This is a genomic window from Bacillus sp. FJAT-29790, assembly GCF_019039215.1.
In the GTDB taxonomy this organism is placed as follows: Bacteria; Bacillota; Bacilli; order Bacillales; family Cytobacillaceae; genus Cytobacillus.
Genome location: NZ_JAHNZZ010000001.1, coordinates 2,204,374 through 2,223,995, shown reverse-complemented (window position 1 = coordinate 2,223,995; position 19,622 = coordinate 2,204,374). Strand labels below are relative to the sequence as shown.

Here is a 19,622-nt window from a genome sequence, read left to right as displayed (position 1 = left end):
TATACGTGAACTGTCCTTTTTTCATAAATTTCGATTATAAGCGAGTAAAGTCGTCGCATCTTACATGATGCGTGGATTGAAAAAAGCAAGAAAGAAATAAGGTGGTGAGGACAATAGAGTTAAATAAACGGCAGGAAAAAATATTAGAGATTGTGAAAGAGAACGGTCCGATTACTGGTGAAAATATAGCGGAACGATTAAATTTAACACGAGCTACTTTACGACCAGATTTGGCTATCCTAACGATGGCTGGATTTTTGGATGCTAGGCCACGTGTAGGGTATTTTTATACGGGGAAATCAGGTACACAGCTTCTCTCAGAAAACTTGAAGAAGCTTTATGTAAAGGATTATCAATCCATACCTGTCGTAGTGAATGAAAATGTCTCTGTTTATGACGCAATATGTACGATGTTCTTAGAAGATGTTGGGACATTGTTTGTTGTTGATCAGTCATCATTGCTTGCTGGTGTCCTTTCGCGGAAAGACTTGCTGCGGGCTAGCATTGGGAAACAGGAATTAACATCGATACCTGTCAATATTATTATGACCAGGATGCCTAATATTACAATGTGTGATAAAGAGGATTTATTAATCGATATCGCAAAGAAACTAATTGAAAAACAAATCGATGCATTGCCAATCGTTAAAGAGACGGATAAAGGCTATGAAGTAATTGGCAGAATTACAAAAACCAATCTAACAAAAGCTTTTGTTGCGCTTGCAGATGAATAATAAAAGCAGAAGCGACTCGAGCCCCTAAAAAGCTAATGCTTTACTCATTGTTGTCTATCCTCGAAAATGCTAACGCATTTTCCTCGTGGAAGTGCATTGCTGCCGAAGCATTCCTTGTTGAGCTAAATAATAATAAAAATATAAACAGAGGGGATGGTATTTAAGGATGAATCAGAAACCAGTCATCTACGTTGTGTCTGACTCTGTTGGGGAGACGGCAGAGCTTGTTACAAAAGCAGCTATCAGCCAATTCAATGGCAGTAACCTTGTAATTAAGCGGTTTCCGTTTGTGGAGGACAAATTACATATAGACGAAGTGATTTCGCTTGCGAAATTAGAAAATGGGATGATTGCATACACGCTAGTTAAGCCGGATATGCGAAATTATATCAATGAAGTGGCCGCTAAGGAGGGGATTTACGCATGTGACCTCATCGGACCATTAATGGATCAGATCCAGCTTTTATACGGAAAAACACCACTCTTTGAACCAGGGCTTGTTCGCAAACTTGACGAGGATTATTTCAAAAAAATTGAAGCAATCGAATTCGCAGTTAAGTATGATGATGGCCGTGATCCACGGGGAATATTAAAAGCAGATATTGTACTTGTAGGTGTTTCAAGAACATCTAAAACACCGCTGTCTCAATACTTGGCACATAAAAGGCTCAGGGTCGCAAACGTTCCTTTAGTACCTGAAGTGGATCCGCCTGAAGAGCTATTTCTCGTTCCACCGGAAAAATGCTTTGGGTTGAAAATTAGCCCGGATAAATTAAACCATATCCGCAGGGAACGTCTTATTTCATTAGGATTAAGCGACAGCGCAAGCTACGCCAATATCGAACGAATTAAAGAAGAGATCAACTACTTTGATACAGTTGTATCCAAGATCAACTGTCCTGTAATTGATGTCACAAATAAAGCAGTAGAAGAAACAGCAAATCTAATATTAAATCATTACCGCAGAAGCTTTCCGAAAAGCTAGCACATAATTTCCCATTATGTGCCTTTTTCTTTTTTGGAGAAAATCTCACAGAACATTTCGATAATTAGAAATTTACTCCGACGAATTTTGCTTTATTCAAAAAACAATAGATAATCTTAGCAGTTTATACTATAATAAAAAATTGTGATAAAAATGTTATAGATTAGGTTTAGAGTTCAGTATGAACGAATAAACTATTTATTGTGAGAAGTCAAGGTTACTCCTTGAAAAAAATTCGACATAAGCCTCTTGGCAAAAGTTCCTTTAAGAAAGAAGGAATATGTGGAGTGATGTAGAATTACTAGAACATTAGGCAAACCAACTGTAATGGTGGATGCAGATTCTTGTCCAGTGAAAGAAGAAATTGTCGAAATTACGAAGATGTATTTAATTGATTCAGTGTTTGTTGCATCATACGCTCATATGAAAAATGATATAAGTGACGCGGTATGGAAATTTGTGGACTCCAGTAAAGAAGCTGCTGACTTATTCATAATGAACAATGTAAAGGCGGGAGATGTTGTTGTTACACAAGATATTGGATTAGCATCGACACTTTTGCTTAAAGAAGTTTTTGTCCTTTCTCCAAGGGGAACTCTATATGAAGAAAGTGAAATTCATACTGCGCTTGATATGAGATATTTATCTGCAAAGGCGCGTCGAAGGGGGATATATAATAAAGGTCCCAAGCCTTTCAGTCAGGAAGATCGTTCAAGGTTTGTTAATCAGTTAACAAAAATTTTGTCGAATTTTGAAGGGATTCGGTAATTTTTATAGAATTCATAATAAGTAAAGAGAAAACCTCATATGTAAAATGGAGTTGTTCCTATGGCAGAGCGCATCGCCGAGGAAAAAGTGAATGAAATTCGGCAAGCTGTTGATATTGTTGATATTATAAGCGACTATGTCCAATTAAAGAAACAAGGGCGAAATTATTTTGGATTATGCCCTTTCCATGGAGAGAACACACCGTCTTTTTCAGTTTCACCGGATAAGCAAATTTTTCATTGTTTTGGGTGTGGGGCTGGCGGAAATGCTTTTTCATTTCTTATGGACCTTGAAGGCTATTCTTTTCAGGAGGCAGCCGTAAAGCTTGCCGAAAAAGGAAATGTGGAGCTAGCAATTAATGCTTCTGCAATCCCATCTCCAAAGTCTGTCCCTCCAGATATTAAACAGATGCTGGAAGCACATGAACTTCTGCGTAAATTTTATCACCATCTTCTTGTGAACACAAAAGATGGTCAGCATGCGCTAGAATATTTGCTAGACCGTGGATTTACAATGGAGTCCATCGGAAAGTTTCAAATTGGCTATTCACTTAAATCCTGGGATTTCGTCTATAAATTCTTAGAAAAAAGGAATTTCCCAGTGGAAGTGATGGAAAGAGCCGGTCTAATAATTAGGCGCGAGAGAGATGGAAATTATTTTGACCGATTTCGCGACCGGATCATATTTCCAATCTTTGATCGAAGTGGAAATACAATTGCCTTTTCAGGAAGATCTCTAGGGGACGAAGAACCCAAATATTTAAACAGTCCTGAAACGCCAATTTTTAATAAAAGTAAAATTTTATATAATTTTCATTTAGCCAGGCCGCAGATAAAGAAATTGCAACAAGCTGTTCTTTTTGAAGGGTTTGCCGATGTGATTGCTGCAGACCGTGCAGGCATTGAAAATGGTGTTGGCACAATGGGAACGTCTCTTACGGCCGATCATGTATCAGCCTTAAGAAGAAACGTTCAGTCAATCACGATTTGTTATGATGCGGACAATGCGGGAATTGAAGCAGCCTATCGGGCAGCGAATATGCTATCTGATGCAGGGTGCCAAGTAAGAGTAGCATTACTGCCAGATGGAATGGACCCGGATGACTACATTAAAAAGTTCGGCAAAGAAAAATTTCATCACGATGTAATTGATTCAGGTGTCACGTTAATGGCATTCAAATTACTTTATTTCCGAAGAGGAAAAAGGCTGCATGATGAAGGAGATCTTCTTCTCTATATCGAAGAAGTATTAAAAGAAATTAGCAGACTTGAGAAAGCTGTTGAAAGAGACCACTATCTAAGACAGTTAGCGAATGAATTTTCACTTTCGCTAGATGCTCTCAAAGAGCAGCAGAAACAAATTTATTATGCTGAAAAGCGAATGGATAAAGGGCAAAATAATAATTTAGCCAAAAAGCAGCTTGTTTATGTCGAACAAACAAATCAGCTTAAGCCTGCCTATTATACGGCTGAAAGAAGATTAATTGCTCATATGCTTAGAGACAGCGATATTGCTTTTAAAGTGCAGGGGTTACTTCAGGGAAACACCTTCAATATTGATGAACATCAGGCGATTATCACTTATTTGTTAGGTTTTTATGAAAATGGCCATATGCCTGATCCAAGTGCATTTATCAATTTTATTAATGATGATAAGCTCAAAAGAACTGTTGCTAATATCGAAATGATGTTAATAAATGATGAAATAACGGAACAAGAGTTAACTGATTATATTAAACAGGTGTTTAATTATCAAAAAATGTTAAAGATAAAAGAAAAAAAGATTGAACAAAAAGAAGCAGAACGACAAAAGGATTTTGCAAAGGCAGCCTTGATCGCAATGGAAATTATTCAATTGCGCAAGTCTCTATAGATGTTTTGTAAGGATTGTCTGTGAATTTGGAAGGAGGGGGACAAATGGCTGAAAAATCAGCTCGTTCAAAAGAAGTTGATTCAGAATTGACCCTGGAACAAGTAAAAGAGCACTTAACCGAATTAGGGAAAAAGACGGGCGTTCTTGCCTATGATGATATTGCTGAAAAATTAGCAAATTTTGAAGTAGATTCCGAACAAATGGATGAATTCTACGAATTCCTAGGTGAGCAGGGCGTGGAACTAGTTGGCGAAAAAGAAGATTCCGATCCCGATGCTCAAGAATTGGCTAAAGGTGAAGAAGAATTTGATTTAAACGATTTAAGTGTTCCGCCGGGAGTGAAAATAAATGACCCCGTGCGTATGTATTTAAAAGAAATTGGCCGTGTTGACCTTCTTTCTGCTGAAGAAGAAATTGCACTTGCCGAACGGATTGAGGAAGGTGACGAAGAGGCAAAAAGACGCCTTGCAGAAGCCAACCTTCGTTTAGTTGTCAGTATTGCGAAAAGATATGTTGGCCGCGGAATGCTTTTCCTTGATTTAATTCAAGAAGGAAACATGGGCTTGATTAAGGCTGTTGAAAAGTTTGATTACAGAAAAGGCTTTAAATTTAGTACGTATGCCACATGGTGGATTCGCCAGGCAATTACAAGAGCGATTGCGGACCAGGCAAGGACTATTCGTATTCCTGTTCATATGGTAGAAACGATAAATAAATTAATCCGCGTTCAGCGCCAGTTACTTCAGGATCTTGGCCGTGAACCAACACCTGAAGAAATTGGGGAAGATATGGATTTAACGCCAGAAAAGGTCCGAGAAATCTTAAAGATCGCCCAGGAGCCAGTCTCTTTAGAAACACCGATTGGTGAAGAGGATGATTCCCACCTAGGTGACTTCATCGAAGATCAGGATGCTACATCGCCTTCTGAACATGCTGCATACGAACTGTTAAAAGAGCAGCTAGAGGATGTACTCGATACTTTAACCGACAGAGAAGAAAACGTACTTCGTCTCCGCTTTGGGCTTGATGATGGCCGTACACGGACGTTAGAAGAGGTCGGCAAGGTATTTGGTGTTACAAGAGAGCGTATTCGGCAAATTGAAGCAAAAGCATTGCGCAAATTAAGACATCCAAGCAGAAGCAAACGTTTAAAGGACTTTTTAGAATAATACTACATCAGGATGATTTTTTAAAGTCAATTACTGTTTGGAAAAATAATTAGGAGCTTCACCTCTTTTATTCAAAAGGATTGCCAGGAAATAGTTTACTTCTTACAATAGAGGTAAACTATTTTTTATTTTGCTTGCCCTTTTACTTATGATTGGACGTGTGATTAGGTGAATGAAACTAGAAAGAAAATAATCGTGAATGAAATTGTATCTTGGAAAAAAAGTCGGATGCTTCCGGAGCATTACTGTGATTATCTTTTAGCATTATATACAGAAGGAGAACAGCCGCCGCAAGAAATAAGAAAAAAGACAAAAGGAAATAAGATCAGGATGATTCAATTTCTTTTCTTGATGATTATTCCTTTGATTGTATATTTAATTCATTTTACTGAATTATCTATCTCTTTGCAAATGGCCTTTTCTATTTTATCGATATTTGCTGGAATTTGTTTTACATTTTACTTTTCTAGAAAAGGAATCTTATTGCAAATCCCACTCATTTCTTCAGCTCTAATTTTATTGTTATCTTCCGTTGAATTTATTTCAAGAGCTTATCCGGAAAGGCAGGAAATTCTTTATTTTATCTTAATAATAAATAGTATTCTATGGTTGCTTACAGGCTGGAAATTAAAGCTCCCATCCTTCATTATATCAGGTTTGTTAGGCTTGGTTTTAATTATTATCTTTATTTTCACATAACAAAATATTTTATAAAAATTTTAAATGTTGAGAATTTTATCCATTCCCTTATATAATAGTATTGAAAGCGCATTCAAATAGCATTTTTAGGGGGATGGAAATGAATTTTGATCTAACTGTTGAACAGGAAATGATTTTAAAGACCATTCGAGAATTTGCTGATGAAGAAGTAGCTCCAGGTGCACTTGAAAGGGATCGAAATAAGGAATTTCCCGCTGAGGTTTTTAAGAAAATGGCGAATCTTGGCTTAATGGGCCTGCCTTTTCCTGAGGAATATGGCGGTGCGGGTGCAGATACCGTAAGCTTTGCCATCGTGACAGAGGAATTAAGCCGTGCATGCGGATCGACTGGGATTACGTATTCTGCTCATATTTCATTAGGAGGCGCCCCCCTGTATTTATTTGGCACCGAAAAGCAAAAGCAAACATATCTTGTTCCAATCTGTACAGGTGAATCTTTTGGAGCATTTGGACTTACAGAGCCAAGTGCAGGGTCTGATGCTGGTGGAACAAGAACAACGGCTATTGAAAAAGACGGAGAATTTATTATTAATGGAAATAAATGTTTTATTACAAACGCTAGTTATGCAAAACATTTGGCCCTAACAGCTATAACAGGTGAAAAGGATGGAAAAAAGGAAATTAGTGCGATAATTGTCCCTACAGATGCGCAAGGCTTCAAGGTCATCGATAATTACGAGAAAATGGGCCTGCACTCGTCTAATACAACGGAACTCGTCTTAGAAGACGTGCGCGTTCCGACTGAGCACTTGCTCGGCGGAAAAGGGGAAGGCTTTAAGCAGTTTCTGATTACCTTAGATGGCGGAAGAATAGGCATTGGAGCAATGGCTGTAGGGATCGCTCAGGCTGCGTATGAAAAAACTCTTCAATATGCAAAGGAAAGACAGCAATTTGGACGTTCACTCTCCCACTTCCAGGCCATTCAATTTAAATTGGCCGATATGGCAATGAAAATTGAACTTGCTAGAAACATGGTTTATAAGGCGGCTTGGTTAAAGGATCAGGGCAGACCATTCTCAAAAGAAGCTTCAATGTGTAAACTATATGCTTCCGAGATTTGTATGGAGATAACAGACCAGGCTGTTCAGATCCATGGCGGATATGGCTATATGAAGGATTATCATGTAGAACGATATATGCGGGATGGCAAGCTGACAGAAATTGGGGAAGGTACTTCTGAAATTCAAAGAATGGTCATTGCACGTCAAATTGGCTGTTAAAATGAAATGCTGTTTTCTTAAAGTTTGTTGTTTTTATAATGTGATTTTTATTTAATCAACGGGCAAAATTTCAAGGCTAAAACAACAATATATGCGAAAAGAGCCAAAAGAAATTCAAAATGTAACTTTATTTAGCTATAATATTTGATATAAACTCCATCTAATTGATGGAGTTTTTGTCTAATTTTTGAACTTGCTGTGATAAAGTTTGCTTTAGGGCTTTTCCTTCCGCAAGTTTTAAAGTAAAATAGAGGTTGTTTGTATAAATATTTACTTAAAAATGAGATGTTCTTACATAAGGGAGGTTAAAACATGAAAAATCCAATAATGCCGTACATCTTAATTTTTGTGTTCGGTATCGCAGCAATGTTCCTTATTTCCTTTAAAGGGCTCGGCGATATGGAAAAGCTTGCTATTGAGGCCGAAGGCGGAGGAAAGACCGAAGAAACTGCAACAGCAGCTACTCCAGAAGAAATTTACGCGAAAAGCTGTATCGCATGTCATGGAGACCAACATCAAGGTGGAATTGGTCCTGCATTAACTGGTGTTGGCGATCATTTATCAGCGGATGAAATTTCTGATATCCTTGTAAATGGGAAAGGCGCGATGCCTCCAGGGCTTGTTCCAGCAGACAAAGCTGGAGAAATGGCAGCATGGTTAGCTGAGCTAAAATAAGATATATTAAAAAAGTCCTTTGCATCTGTAAGGGACTTTTTTTATACTATTGCAAAGAGATGCCTCCATCGATAGCGGCCTTTTCTATCATTGAAAATCTTTTAAAGAAAATAGGGGATCAAGGTTAAGTGATAAGATAAAGGAAAAAAGTAATCGGTTCATTCGCCGATTTTCTCGTTTTCACATCTAACCTCCCAAATCTAGAATCGTGGTGACTGTAATGAATACTGAAAAATTATCAAAACGCCTTGAGGCTGTTGCAAATTACATACCAAAAGACTTTCGACTGGCTGATATTGGCTCGGATCACGCTTATTTGCCGTGTCATGTCGTGAAAAAGGGGATTGTCCCCTTTGCGGTTGCAGGCGAAGTCGTTGAAGGCCCGTTTCTGTCGGCTAAACGGCAGGTTCAAGCGGATGGTCTTGAAGAGAGAATTATTGTTCGGAAAGGGAACGGATTAGAAGTCATTCAACCTGGTGAGATTGATTGTGTGACGATTGCCGGGATGGGCGGTGCTTTAATCGCCAGTATCCTAGAAGAAGGAAAAGAAAAGCTAGGTACTGTTACAAGATTGATTCTGCAACCGAATATTAGTGCAGTTACAATAAGAGATTGGCTTCTGAATAATGGCTGGAAGTTAATGGCGGAAACAATACTTGAAGAAGATAATAAAACTTATGAAATATTAGTAGCTGAAAAAGGGACTTTAGATAGACCTTATACTGAAATAGAATTATTGCTTGGTCCGTTTTTAATGAAAGAGAATTCAGATATCTTTAAGAAAAAGTGGCAGGCTGAACTGAAAAATTGGCAGCGCATTTTAGACCAGATTGAGAACGCTGCAGAAACAGAAGAGAACAATCAGAAAAAAGAAGAGCTAAGCAAAAAAATAAATATGGTAGAGGAGGCTTTGAATCATTGAAAAGAGTAAATGGGCATGAAATCATCCAGTTATTTGAACAATTTTCTCCGAAAAGCTATGCGATGGATGGCGACAAAATAGGCCTGCAGATTGGAAGGCTAAATAAGTCAGTCGACAATGTCATGATTGCACTTGATGTATTGGAAGAAGTGGTTGACGAAGCAATTGAAAAAAATGTTCAGCTTATTATTGCACACCACCCGCCAATTTTTCGCCCGTTTCAAACAATTGTTACAGATTCTCCATCAGGCCGCTTAATAGAAAAGTTAATTAAACATGACATTGCTGTTTATGCTGCTCATACGAATCTTGATGTTGCAATTGGCGGCGTAAATGACTTACTTGCAGAAGCATTGCAGCTGACCAACACGGAAGTTTTGTACCCCACTCATGAAATAAAATTGAAAAAACTCGTCGTCTATGTGCCAGAAGAAAACGCATTGACCGTTAAACGGGCGCTTGGAAATGCAGGTGCTGGTGCAATTGGAAATTACAGTCATTGTTCATTTGCATCTTCTGGAACTGGACAATTTTTACCTGGCGCTGGCGCTAATCCGCATATTGGTGAACCTGGAAAAGTTGAATCGGTTCGTGAAGAAAGAGTGGAGACAATTTTTCCAGAGCATCTAGAAAAGAGAATTCTTTCTGCTATGTTTAAATCGCACCCATATGAAGAAGTGGCCTATGATATTTATAACTTGGAAAATAAAGGAGAAGTACTAGGACTTGGAAGAGTGGGCGAAATTACAGAAATGTCTCTTCAAGAATTTGCCGAACATGTTAAAAAAACATTAGACGTAAAGGGTGTCCGGGTAGTAGGTGATTTGACTGCCAAGGTGAAAAAAGTGGCTGTACTTGGCGGTGATGGGAATAAATATGTAACTTCTGCCAAATTTAAAGGTGCCGATGTATATGTGACAGGGGATATGTATTATCACGTTGCACATGATGCAATGACGATGGGTTTAAACATTATTGATCCGGGTCATAATGTTGAAAAAGTCATGAAAAAGGGCGTAGCTAATAAGTTAAATAATATGTGTAAAGAAAAGGGATATGAAGTTTCCATTTTTTCATCGGAATTAAATACAGATCCTTTTCAATTTGTATAATTTGTAATTGGCCGTTAAAGGTAGTAAATTGGCCGATAAAACTACGAATATAGCCGTTAAATTAAAATTCAGCTGGATTTAGAAATAGAATTAGACTTTTAATATGAAAAGGGACCCAGTTTCATCCGAAACTGGGTCCCTCTTCATTCATTTATCTCTTAATTTTCGGCAAAATTCTGTTTAAGGGTATTTTTTTCTCTCTAATCCAAGTTGTTTCATCATTTGGATCAAACTGTTCGATAAAAGAAATAACTTCCTTTGTGATCGGTGTTGGCGTTGAGGCGCCGGAAGTGACTGCTACCGTTGAGGCGCTCTTTATCCATTCAATATTTAGCTCTGTTACATCAGCAATTCTGTAAGCCTTTGTACCGGCGATTTCCTCTGATACTTGTGCTAAGCGATTGGAGTTATTGCTCATCGGATCTCCAACTACAATTGTCACATCTGCTTTACCTGCTTGTTCGGCTACAGCTTCCTGCCGCACTTGGGTGGCAAGGCAAATTTCTTTATGAAATTCAGCATGCGGGTATTTTTCTTCTATTTTTTCCATTACATGTTTTACATCCCACTGGCTCATTGTCGTTTGATTTGTAACAACGACTTTTTCGCTTTGAATTTGCAGTGCATTCACATCTGGAATGGATTGAACAAGGTGAACCGAATCTGGAGCAACCCCTACCGCTCCTTCTGGCTCTGGATGACCTTTTTTTCCGATATATATAATTTGGTAGCCATCTTTTACTTTATCTTTGATCAAATCATGCGTTCTCGTCACATCTGGACAAGTGGCATCAATTGTAACAAGCCCTTTTTGTTTCGCTAATGCCCTTACTTCCGGCGAGATGCCGTGTGCAGTGAAAATGACCGTTCCTTTATCAACCTTTTCAAGGATTTCCTTTCGGTTGCTGCCATCAAGCGTAATAATGCCCTCTTCTTCAAAAGCATCTGTTACATGCTTGTTATGAACAATCATCCCAAGTATATAAATAGGTCGCGGTAATGATTTATCAAGGGCAGCGTTTTTCGCAATCACCATTGCGTCAACCACGCCATAGCAATACCCACGCGGTGAAATCTTAATAATTTCCATATTTAAATAACCCCCTAAATTAAGCATCTATATTATAAGTATGATTTTACTTTGTTTCTTGAAAAATACGCTTTTCAATGATCGCGTATACTATTATATAAGACTTACGATAATAATAATACTAAAAGGCGGCGTAAGGGGCAGTGTATATAATCATGGCTCCAAATTAAGGCTGTTTTTATAAACTTTGTTGCTATTTAAGCCAAAAGTAGTTGATTTCCACTCTAGGATGCTCAGCGAACCGCGGGGCGGGCGGTGAGCCTCCTCAAGCACTAAGGCTGTGGGGTCTCACCTGTCCCGCTCCCGCAGGACACTGTATTTAATCCTTGAATCTGCACACGCACGAAGGAAGTGCGATAGCATTTTCGAGGAGTCTCGCACCTTCCGCTCCAATCAACAGGCAAGTTTAGCAGAACCCAAAATAAAAAAGAATGCAGCTGCATCCTTTTTTATATATACATTTTCGGAATTGATTGTCCTTTTATTTCCTTTCGTGTTTCTTGGGGTTCGGTAGGTTCAATATCAACCTGTTTTTTCTTCGTCTTTACAGAGTCCTTTGTTTTAGTGGAAGAAGGCTTTTCCTTACTATCCTTCTTGGAATTGCCTTTTTTAGGCTCATCGGAAGAATTCTTCAATCCTTTGTAAAGCTTCCACATGGAGGGAATATTTTTTACAAGCGGGCCGTATTGTTGAACCATTGGTCCGAATTGCTGGGCTGTTGATAATACTTTTTGTGTATTCGTTAAAAAGCCGTTAATGGCTGTTGGATTGGATAAGGATTTTAATAATCCACCCGCACCGGCTCCGCCTGAACTAGCGGCTCTACTTGCTGCCTGAACGCCTCCTGTTCCGGCGGCTCTGCTTGCTGCTTGAATCCCGCTCATTCCTCCAGTCGGGTTCCCCCCGCGGCCCATTAGCTTGGCAAGTAATCCTCCGCCCCGTTTCATTTGCGGAGCGGCTCCTCTCATCATTTGTGGCCCCATTCCTCGCATCATTTGCGGGGGTGGCATCGGTGGACGACCCTGCATCGGATTCATAAAAGGCTGCGGGGGCATCCCTCCAGGGAAAGGTGCTCTTGGTCCTTGAAACATAATTTTGCCTCCTTTCAAAAACTCTAATCATAATAAAGTATGCATTTATCCCTAATTGGTTTAGGTAATAATCGGAAGCCTAATCGTTAATTTTTAATGGGCTTTTCGAGCAAGTCAAAGTAAAAAATCTGGGCGCAAATACGCCAAGGTGAATTTGATTGTTAATAAATAATGGCGATCCCTTTCGAGAATCTATATTAAAAAAGGCTGTTTTTGTAAACTTTGTTGCTTTATTAGTATGATTTTATATAACTATCTGAGTTGATTGGAGCGGAGGGCACTTGACTCCTGCGGAAATAGAGGGAAGCGGGAGACCCCACAGGCGGTAACGCCGAGGAGGCTCCCGTCCCTCCCCGTGGAAAGCAAGTGCCCGCAGCGGAAATAAACGGGCAATCTTTGAAGTCTAAAAACAACAATATCCGAAAAGATCCTTAAAAAACAAGCAGATCACATAAATCTAGATGGTATAGGTGGTTATTTCATGAAAACTTTATTATAATAACAGGATGATTAAAAATGAATCGAATCACGAGGAGTTATCAAAATGACTGAAACAAAATTTGAACGATATGATTTTAAACCTTTTATTATAGAAGCGGTGAAAAAATTAGGATTTTTTGAGCCGACTGAAATACAGGAAAGATTGATCCCAACCATTATTAAAGGTGATAGTGCAATCGGTCAATCGCAAACAGGAACAGGAAAAACCCATGCCTATGTATTGCCGATCCTGCAAAAAATTGATCATACGAGACAGGAAGTACAGGCCGTAATTACTGCCCCTACACGGGAGCTTGCGAATCAAATCTATCATGAAATCCTCAAAGTGACAGAACTTTGCCATGAAGGGGAGGAAATAACTGCCCGCTGTTACATCGGTGGAACGGACAAGCAGAGAACAATCGAAAAATTAAAAAAGCAGCCGCAGATTGTTGTAGGCACGCCAGGCAGAATAAATGATTTAGTCAAAGAGAAAGCTTTATTTGTTCATACTGCTGATATGATTGTAGTAGATGAAGCGGATTTAATGCTTGATATGGGATTTATTGAAGATGTCGATCAAATTGCTGCAAGAATGCCAGAAAAATTGCAAATTCTCGTTTTCTCAGCGACGATTCCTGAAAAGTTAAAGCCATTTTTGAAAAAGTATATGGAAAATCCAAAATTTGTCCATGTTGAACCGAAGCAGGTGACAGCTGCAAAAATAGAACATCGAATTATTCCTTCAAAGCATCGAAATAAGGTAAAACTCGTTCACGAAGCTTTAACGCTCTTTAATCCTTATTTAGCGATTGTGTTTACGAATACGAAAAAAATGGCAGATGAAGTTGCCGATTCATTAATCGGAAAAGGACTAAAAGTCGGCAGAATCCATGGAGACCTCAATCCTCGTGAACGGAAAAAAATGATGAAACAAATCAATGATCTTGAATTTCAGTATATTGTTGCGACAGATCTTGCTGCTAGGGGAATTGATATACAAGGGATTAGCCATGTCATTAACTATGAGCTGCCAACGGATCTGGACTTCTATATTCATCGTGTCGGCCGAACAGCCCGCGCTGGTTTTTCAGGGATTGCACTGACGATTTATGAACCTTCTGATGAAGATGCATTAAACAAACTTGAGAAAATGGGGATTGAATTCCATCATACTGATTTGCAAAAAGGGGAATGGGTAAATCTTGGTGACCGGAACAAACGGAAAAATCGCCAAAAACAAGCAGATGAGATTGATAAAAAAGCATCTTCCCTTGTAAAAAAACCAACCAAAGTAAAGCCTGGTTATAAAAAGAAAATGCAGTACCAAATGGAAAGTATTAAAAAACGTGAAAGAAGAATTCAACGTAAAAAATAATAGGGCAAAGGGAGAGAAAGTTTAGAATGTTAAAATTAGGTTCACATGTTTCTATGAGTGGGAAAAAAATGCTTTTAGCAGCTAGTGAAGAGGCTGTATCATACGGCTCTAATACTTTTATGATCTATACAGGTGCTCCGCAAAACACGAGAAGAAAAAAAATTGAGGACCTTAATATTGAAGAGGGTCTTAAACATATGAAGGCAAATGGCATCTCGGATATCGTTGTTCATGCCCCTTATATCATCAATATTGGGAATTCAACAAACCCTGATACGTTCGAGCTAGGTGTCAATTTCCTGCGAACAGAAATTGACCGTACAGAGGCATTAGGGGCGAAACAAATTGTGCTACATCCAGGCGCTCATGTTGGCGCGGGCACAGAGATTGGAATTAAGAAAATTGTTGAAGGTTTAAATGAGGTATTAAATGGGAATGAAAACGTTCAGATTGCTTTGGAAACAATGGCGGGAAAAGGGTCTGAATGCGGAAGATCATTTGAAGAACTAGCTATGATCATTGATGGCGTTCGACATAATGAGCACCTATCTGTCTGCTTTGATACATGCCATACGCATGATGCTGGATATAATATTGTCGAGGATTTTGATGGGGTATTAGAATCCTTTGATAAGATGATTGGTTTGGACCGCTTAAAGGTTCTTCATATCAATGATAGTAAAAATGAGCGCGGCGCGAAAAAAGACCGCCATGAAAATATTGGGTTTGGCCATATCGGTTTTAAGGCATTAAACTACATTGTTCATCACCCACAATTAAAGGATGTGCCTAAGATTCTCGAAACACCTTTTGTCGGGGAGGACAAAAATAATAAAAAAGCGCCATATAAACATGAAATTGCCATGCTTGGCGCAAAGGAATTTGACGAAAATTTGTTAGATTTGATTCTGAAAGGGTAATTGCTTTTACCAATAAATACTTTTGTCTGTTAACATCAGGAAAGAGCTGTGAACAAATTCCACAGCTTTTTCTTTTTTTTGGCCATTCTATTTTGTCAATTGAGTAAATAACCGGTTCACTTCTCTAGCTGTTTCAGGTCCGGCTATCCTTGCAATTTCCTTGACGATTTTAGTACGCTCGCTATCATTAAAAATGTTGACTTGTTTTCCACGGAGATAATCAACTATTTTTTTTGCTTGCTGCCTTGTGATTGAAATTTGGAATTGATCTCCATACTTAAGTAATTCATCGGTTGTTATATTGTTTATTTTATGATTGATGATGTTTTCGAATATCTTCATCTCGCATCACTCCTCCATTGTACTTTATGAGGGATGAATAGAAATCGTGACATTTATTTTTGCAATTTGTGCAGAGTCCTTGGACGATGGCGGGTCTAGTTTCCTTTACAATTTCTCGTACATCCTGTATACTACTTTTGTTAAATCGGAATGATTCTTAAATTAAAAGGTGATATAAATGGAAGGGCATAACAAGCCAATTATTGAAATAAATCAATTATCATATCGATATGAGAAAGAGGATGTTCTTGAGGATATTAACTTGTCGATTGATGAAGGCGCATTTGTAGGAATCGTTGGACCAAATGGATCAGGGAAATCCACATTATTAAAGCTTATTCTAGGTTTACTTAGAATGCAAAAAGGGAATATCCAACTTTTTGGGCAGGATATCAACAGGTTTAAGGACTGGCATGAAATTGGCTTTGTTTCCCAAAAGGCAAATTCATTTAATACTGGCTTTCCAGCGACCGTTTATGAAGTTGTTTCAAGCGGATTAACCAAAAAGCTCGGACTTTTTAAGCTAATGAAAAAAGAGCATCAGCGGAAAGTAATTCAGGCCATCGATTCTGTCGGCCTTCTTTTATTTAAAAACAGGAATATTGGCGAGCTTTCAGGTGGACAACAGCAACGTGTGTTCATCGCGAGAGCTTTAGTGAGTGATCCGAAATTAATGATTCTCGATGAGCCAACTGTCGGAGTTGATACGAAAAATGTGCAGGCTTTTTATCAAATGCTTGATGAATTAAATAAAAAGTTAGGAATTACCCTTTTGTTAGTGACTCATGATATCGGGACTATTTCCGACAAGGTTACACATGTGGCTTGCTTAAACAAATATCTGCATTTTCATGGCAACACAGCTGAATTTGAACAGCTTAAAATGGATGAAATGTCCGAATTCTATGGTCATGATGTTCACATCCTTTCACATAACCATGATCATCAGCATCATCATCACGGAGGAACAGTGCAATGATAGCTGGGATTTTACAATACGAATTTTTGCAAAATGCCTTTTTAACTGGGATTATTATTGGCATAATTGCCCCGCTGTTAGGCGTCTTTATTGTCGTTCGAAGACTTTCTCTCATAGCGGATGCTCTAAGCCATGTGACTCTTGCTGGCATCGCAGCCAGTCTATTTCTTGAGAAAAAATTCGTGACCTTTAGCGGCTTAAATCCAATGTATATGGGAATGGTCTTTTCGGTGACCGGTTCATTATTTATTGAAAAATTGCGCGCTGTTTATAAGCATTACCAAGAACTCGCCATCCCAATTATCTTATCTGGAGGAATCGGGCTCGGCGTCATTTTTATTTCCCTTGCAGAGGGATTTAATACGGATCTCTTCAGTTATTTGTTTGGAAGCGTAAGTGCCGTAAGCCGTTTGGATCTATGGACCATTCTGATCATTAGCCTATTTGTTATCGTCATTATTTTCAGCTTGTATAAAGAATTGTTTTTATTATCATTTGATGAAGAACATGCGAAAGCTTCTGGAATTCCAGCGAAAAGTGTTCACTTTATATTTATCATCATGGTTGCACTCGTCATTGCAGCTTCAATGAGAATTGTCGGCATTTTACTTGTTTCTTCCTTAATGACGTTGCCTGTTGCGGCAAGTATACGGATTGCTAAAGGGTTTAAACAAACAATTTTATTTTCAGTTATATTCGGAGAAACTTCTGTTTTAGGTGGATTAACGCTTTCTTATTATTTGGATTTAGCTCCTGGCGGAACGATTGTCATGATTGCTGTTCTCATCTTGGTCATAACGATTCTTTTGAAAAAAATAACAGTTAAAGGGGTCTGACCCTTATACTAAGAGGTGAATCAAATGAATGTCAATGAAGCGTTGCAGCTTTTAAAGGATAAAGGCTATAAACAAACCGGGAAAAGGGAAGAAATGCTTCAGTTTTTTGCTGAAAGTAATAAATATTTAACAGCGAGGGATGTGCTTGCTTGGATGAAGGATGAATATCCAGGTCTAAGCTTTGATACAATTTACAGGAACTTATCTTTATTTGTCGATCTTGGTATTTTTGAAATGACTGAGCTATCTGGAGAAAAGCACTTTCGTTACACTTGTTCTCATGAACAGCATCATCATCATTTTATTTGTTTAGATTGTGGAAAAACAAAAGAAATTGAAACATGTCCGATGAAAGAACTTCAAGACAATCTAAAAGGCTATGATGTATCAGGACATAAATTTGAAATATACGGACGCTGTCCTGAATGTTTTTAAATAAAGGTTGTTTTCTAAATGATTGTTGTTTTTAGATAGATTTTGTATGACGTTGATTGGAGCGGAAGGTGCGAGACTCCTGCGGGGGTAGCGGGACAGGTGAGACCCCACAGCCTTAGTGCTTGAGGAGGCTCACCGCCCGCCCCGCGGAAAGCGAGCATCCTGGAGCGGAAATCAACTACACCACTTTTCGGTTAAATAGCAACTAAGTTTACGATACAGTCTAAATAAAAAAACGGCTATTCTGCCGTTTTTTTATTTATATTCTTTTAGCCAATTTTCAACCCAGTTACTTGCTTCTGACCAATCATTGACACGAATAACTCCATCAGGGACTGGATCCTGATTATAAGGAGTATCAAATAACACGACAGGAATTTTACATTCTTCATGGATCATTACAGCATTATCATGCTTGTCCTCAAAGAAAATATCTACTTTATAGTCTTTTGCTGCCTGTAATTTATTATGTGTGCCAATTAAATCGATATGATGAAAAGTAAGCGCGTTTTTTAAAAACCATTCTTCTGTTAATTCTAGTAGATGAGACCCGCGTGCACTTATGAAATATAATTCATGCCTATTTTCCCATTTTTTTAGAACATCCTTTGCCCCTTTTGCTAACGGTGATTCCGCATAAATAATGGGCTCCGTTTCAGCAAACCACTTGGCAAACTCTTGTTCAGAAATATCAACTAAGGGCGTTAAATCATATTGTTTAACATTCTTTAATGTAATATCGAGGTTAAATGCTTTATTTAAATATGGAATTAATGAAGTCGGGCAAGTGACCGTCCCATCAATATCGATTCCAAAACGCTTTTTCATAAGAAAACTTCCCTTCTAACAATTAGTTCTTATTTATCTTATCAGAAGTATGTAATGGACTAAAGAAATTTTAACTTTACTCAGCAGAAGTCTCTAAACGAAATAAGTGGCGAGATGAATGTAAACAGGTATTCAATTCAGTGGGGGTTTCAACCCTGGCTGAATAAAGTTAAGCCTCCGGCGAGCCTTTAGATTTTTTAAAGGAATTTATCGAGCAAGCTAAGGTAAAAATCTGGACGCAAATATGCTAAGGCGAATTTGATCTAATAGAAAAAACCTGTGGCAGAGTGAAATATTAACATCTTAAAAACAGCTTTTTCCGTAAACAATAGTAATGCTCCACTAAAAACAAATGCGCTCAAAAGGGAATCGAAAGAACTTTGTGGACCGATCATTGATTTTTAACTTTATTCAGCAAAAGTCGGCTGAATAAAGTTAAGCCTCCGGCGAGCCTTTAGATTTTTTAAAGGAATTTATCGAGCAAGCTAAGGTGAAAATCTGGGCGCAAATACGCCAAGGCGAATTTGATTGAAGTTGCGAATACATCTTTGTTTCCTAAAAGAGTCAGGTTGCAAAATGGAACCGATAAATGTTTCCATACTTGAAAGCGAGGGATCATGATGGCAGATCAAGAGCGCGATTACGAGGATTACGATCTTCGCTATAGCGAGCAAATTGGAGAAAAGAACCAATCTGGAGCTGCAGATTATAAAGAAGAAACCTCTGCTGAACTTGCTGCACCGATTTCATTTGACAGGGGCTTGGATCGGGTAGATGAAAGGGATACAGAGACGGCTGTAGCAGGCAGAGGAGTCGGTTTTGCTGCACTGGCACTATCAATCATATCCTTGTTCGTGTTACCGATCTTGTTTGGAGCGACAGGAATTGTACTCGGCTTTGTTGCCCGCCGAAGAGGAGCAAGCAGTGTAGGCAGCTGGGCTATCGGAATTGGCGCTGTTTCGATCATTGTAGGTATGTTTATCCTGCCGTTTTTTTAAACAATATAGGGGCTGTCCCAAAAGTCATCAAAAATGACTTTTGAGGGCAGCCCTCTTTTCGTTATTAAA

Annotated in this window: 20 protein-coding genes; 16 read left to right on the top strand and 4 right to left on the bottom strand. The window is 38.6% G+C overall.

What is annotated here, in order from left to right; all coding sequences use genetic code 11:
• The first annotated feature begins 104 nt into the window (after positions 1-104).
• The 10 genes from ccpN to BGM26_RS10510 all read left to right on the top strand — a co-directional run bounded on the left by ccpN (position 105) and on the right by BGM26_RS10510 (position 10,176).
• Complete coding sequence (gene ccpN / locus BGM26_RS10555) at positions 105-734, top strand: transcriptional regulator CcpN (protein ID WP_217040745.1); 630 nt, start codon at positions 105-107, stop codon at positions 732-734.
• A gap of 166 nt (positions 735-900) precedes the next feature.
• Positions 901-1,719, top strand: a complete 819-nt coding sequence (locus BGM26_RS10550; protein ID WP_217039773.1) for a pyruvate, water dikinase regulatory protein — start codon at positions 901-903, stop codon at positions 1,717-1,719.
• Positions 1,720-2,046: 327 nt separating this feature from the next.
• A complete protein-coding gene (locus tag BGM26_RS10545; RefSeq protein ID WP_217039772.1) occupies positions 2,047-2,487 on the top strand; it encodes a YaiI/YqxD family protein in 441 nt (146 codons plus the stop codon).
• A 60-nt stretch (positions 2,488-2,547) separates the two neighbouring features.
• Positions 2,548-4,359, top strand: a complete 1,812-nt coding sequence (gene dnaG, locus BGM26_RS10540; protein WP_217039771.1) for a DNA primase — start codon at positions 2,548-2,550, stop codon at positions 4,357-4,359.
• 44 nt (positions 4,360-4,403) lie between these two features.
• A complete protein-coding gene (gene rpoD / locus BGM26_RS10535; protein ID WP_217039770.1) occupies positions 4,404-5,528 on the top strand; it encodes an RNA polymerase sigma factor RpoD in 1,125 nt (374 codons plus the stop codon).
• A gap of 168 nt (positions 5,529-5,696) precedes the next feature.
• The gene (locus BGM26_RS10530) at positions 5,697-6,227 is read left to right on the top strand and encodes a hypothetical protein (RefSeq protein WP_217039769.1); all 531 of its coding nucleotides are present in this window, start codon (positions 5,697-5,699) and stop codon (positions 6,225-6,227) included.
• Positions 6,228-6,327: 100 nt separating this feature from the next.
• On the top strand, positions 6,328-7,467 hold the full coding sequence (locus BGM26_RS10525) for an acyl-CoA dehydrogenase family protein (RefSeq protein WP_217039768.1): 1,140 nt from the start codon (positions 6,328-6,330) through the stop codon (positions 7,465-7,467).
• A 312-nt stretch (positions 7,468-7,779) separates the two neighbouring features.
• The gene (gene cccA / locus BGM26_RS10520) at positions 7,780-8,142 is read left to right on the top strand and encodes a cytochrome c550 (RefSeq protein WP_217039767.1); all 363 of its coding nucleotides are present in this window, start codon (positions 7,780-7,782) and stop codon (positions 8,140-8,142) included.
• A gap of 220 nt (positions 8,143-8,362) precedes the next feature.
• Positions 8,363-9,064 (top strand): tRNA (adenine(22)-N(1))-methyltransferase, encoded by a 702-nt coding sequence (locus tag BGM26_RS10515; RefSeq protein WP_217039766.1) that lies wholly within the window; start codon positions 8,363-8,365, stop codon positions 9,062-9,064.
• Positions 9,061-10,176 carry a Nif3-like dinuclear metal center hexameric protein gene (locus BGM26_RS10510; RefSeq protein WP_217039765.1) on the top strand — a complete coding sequence of 372 codons (1,116 nt, stop codon included), beginning with the start codon at positions 9,061-9,063 and terminating at the stop codon, positions 10,174-10,176. Before BGM26_RS10515 ends, BGM26_RS10510 begins: the two co-directional genes overlap by 4 nt.
• Before the next feature lie 151 nt (positions 10,177-10,327).
• Here the strand turns inward: BGM26_RS10510 and BGM26_RS10505 are convergent, their stop codons facing one another.
• Complete coding sequence (locus BGM26_RS10505; protein ID WP_217039764.1) at positions 10,328-11,266, bottom strand: 4-hydroxy-3-methylbut-2-enyl diphosphate reductase; 939 nt, start codon at positions 11,264-11,266, stop codon at positions 10,328-10,330.
• Between the two features lie 449 nt (positions 11,267-11,715).
• Entirely contained in the window at positions 11,716-12,357 is a 642-nt protein-coding gene (locus tag BGM26_RS10500; RefSeq protein ID WP_217039763.1) for a YqfQ family protein, read from the bottom strand.
• 544 nt (positions 12,358-12,901) lie between these two features.
• On the opposite strand from BGM26_RS10500, the gene BGM26_RS10495 reads away from it, so the two are divergent.
• Entirely contained in the window at positions 12,902-14,215 is a 1,314-nt protein-coding gene (locus BGM26_RS10495) for a DEAD/DEAH box helicase (RefSeq protein WP_217039762.1), read from the top strand.
• Between the two features lie 26 nt (positions 14,216-14,241).
• Positions 14,242-15,135 carry a deoxyribonuclease IV gene (locus BGM26_RS10490; protein WP_217039761.1) on the top strand — a complete coding sequence of 298 codons (894 nt, stop codon included), beginning with the start codon at positions 14,242-14,244 and terminating at the stop codon, positions 15,133-15,135.
• 87 nt (positions 15,136-15,222) lie between these two features.
• On the opposite strand, the gene BGM26_RS10485 is transcribed toward BGM26_RS10490, so the two are convergent.
• The gene (locus BGM26_RS10485; protein WP_217039760.1) at positions 15,223-15,477 is read right to left on the bottom strand and encodes a DUF2624 domain-containing protein; all 255 of its coding nucleotides are present in this window, start codon (positions 15,475-15,477) and stop codon (positions 15,223-15,225) included.
• Positions 15,478-15,655: 178 nt separating this feature from the next.
• On the opposite strand from BGM26_RS10485, the gene BGM26_RS10480 reads away from it, so the two are divergent.
• Genes BGM26_RS10480 through zur form a run of 3 tightly spaced genes read left to right on the top strand, consistent with a single transcriptional unit; the run spans position 15,656 to position 17,727 of the window.
• Positions 15,656-16,456: a metal ABC transporter ATP-binding protein gene (locus tag BGM26_RS10480; protein ID WP_217039759.1), complete on the top strand. Its 801-nt coding sequence runs from the start codon at positions 15,656-15,658 to the stop codon at positions 16,454-16,456.
• Positions 16,453-17,292, top strand: coding sequence for a metal ABC transporter permease (locus tag BGM26_RS10475; protein WP_217039758.1), 840 nt, complete (start codon positions 16,453-16,455; stop codon positions 17,290-17,292). The genes BGM26_RS10480 and BGM26_RS10475 overlap by 4 nt, the downstream gene beginning before the upstream one ends.
• A gap of 24 nt (positions 17,293-17,316) precedes the next feature.
• Complete coding sequence (gene zur, locus BGM26_RS10470) at positions 17,317-17,727, top strand: zinc uptake transcriptional repressor Zur (protein ID WP_217039757.1); 411 nt, start codon at positions 17,317-17,319, stop codon at positions 17,725-17,727.
• A gap of 255 nt (positions 17,728-17,982) precedes the next feature.
• Here zur and BGM26_RS10465 read toward each other — a convergent pair whose 3' ends face one another.
• Positions 17,983-18,555 carry a hypothetical protein gene (locus BGM26_RS10465; protein WP_217039756.1) on the bottom strand — a complete coding sequence of 191 codons (573 nt, stop codon included), beginning with the start codon at positions 18,553-18,555 and terminating at the stop codon, positions 17,983-17,985.
• Between the two features lie 620 nt (positions 18,556-19,175).
• On the opposite strand from BGM26_RS10465, the gene BGM26_RS10460 reads away from it, so the two are divergent.
• The gene (locus BGM26_RS10460; RefSeq protein ID WP_302053229.1) at positions 19,176-19,553 is read left to right on the top strand and encodes a YybS family protein; all 378 of its coding nucleotides are present in this window, start codon (positions 19,176-19,178) and stop codon (positions 19,551-19,553) included.
• The last annotated feature ends 69 nt before the right edge of the window (positions 19,554-19,622 follow it).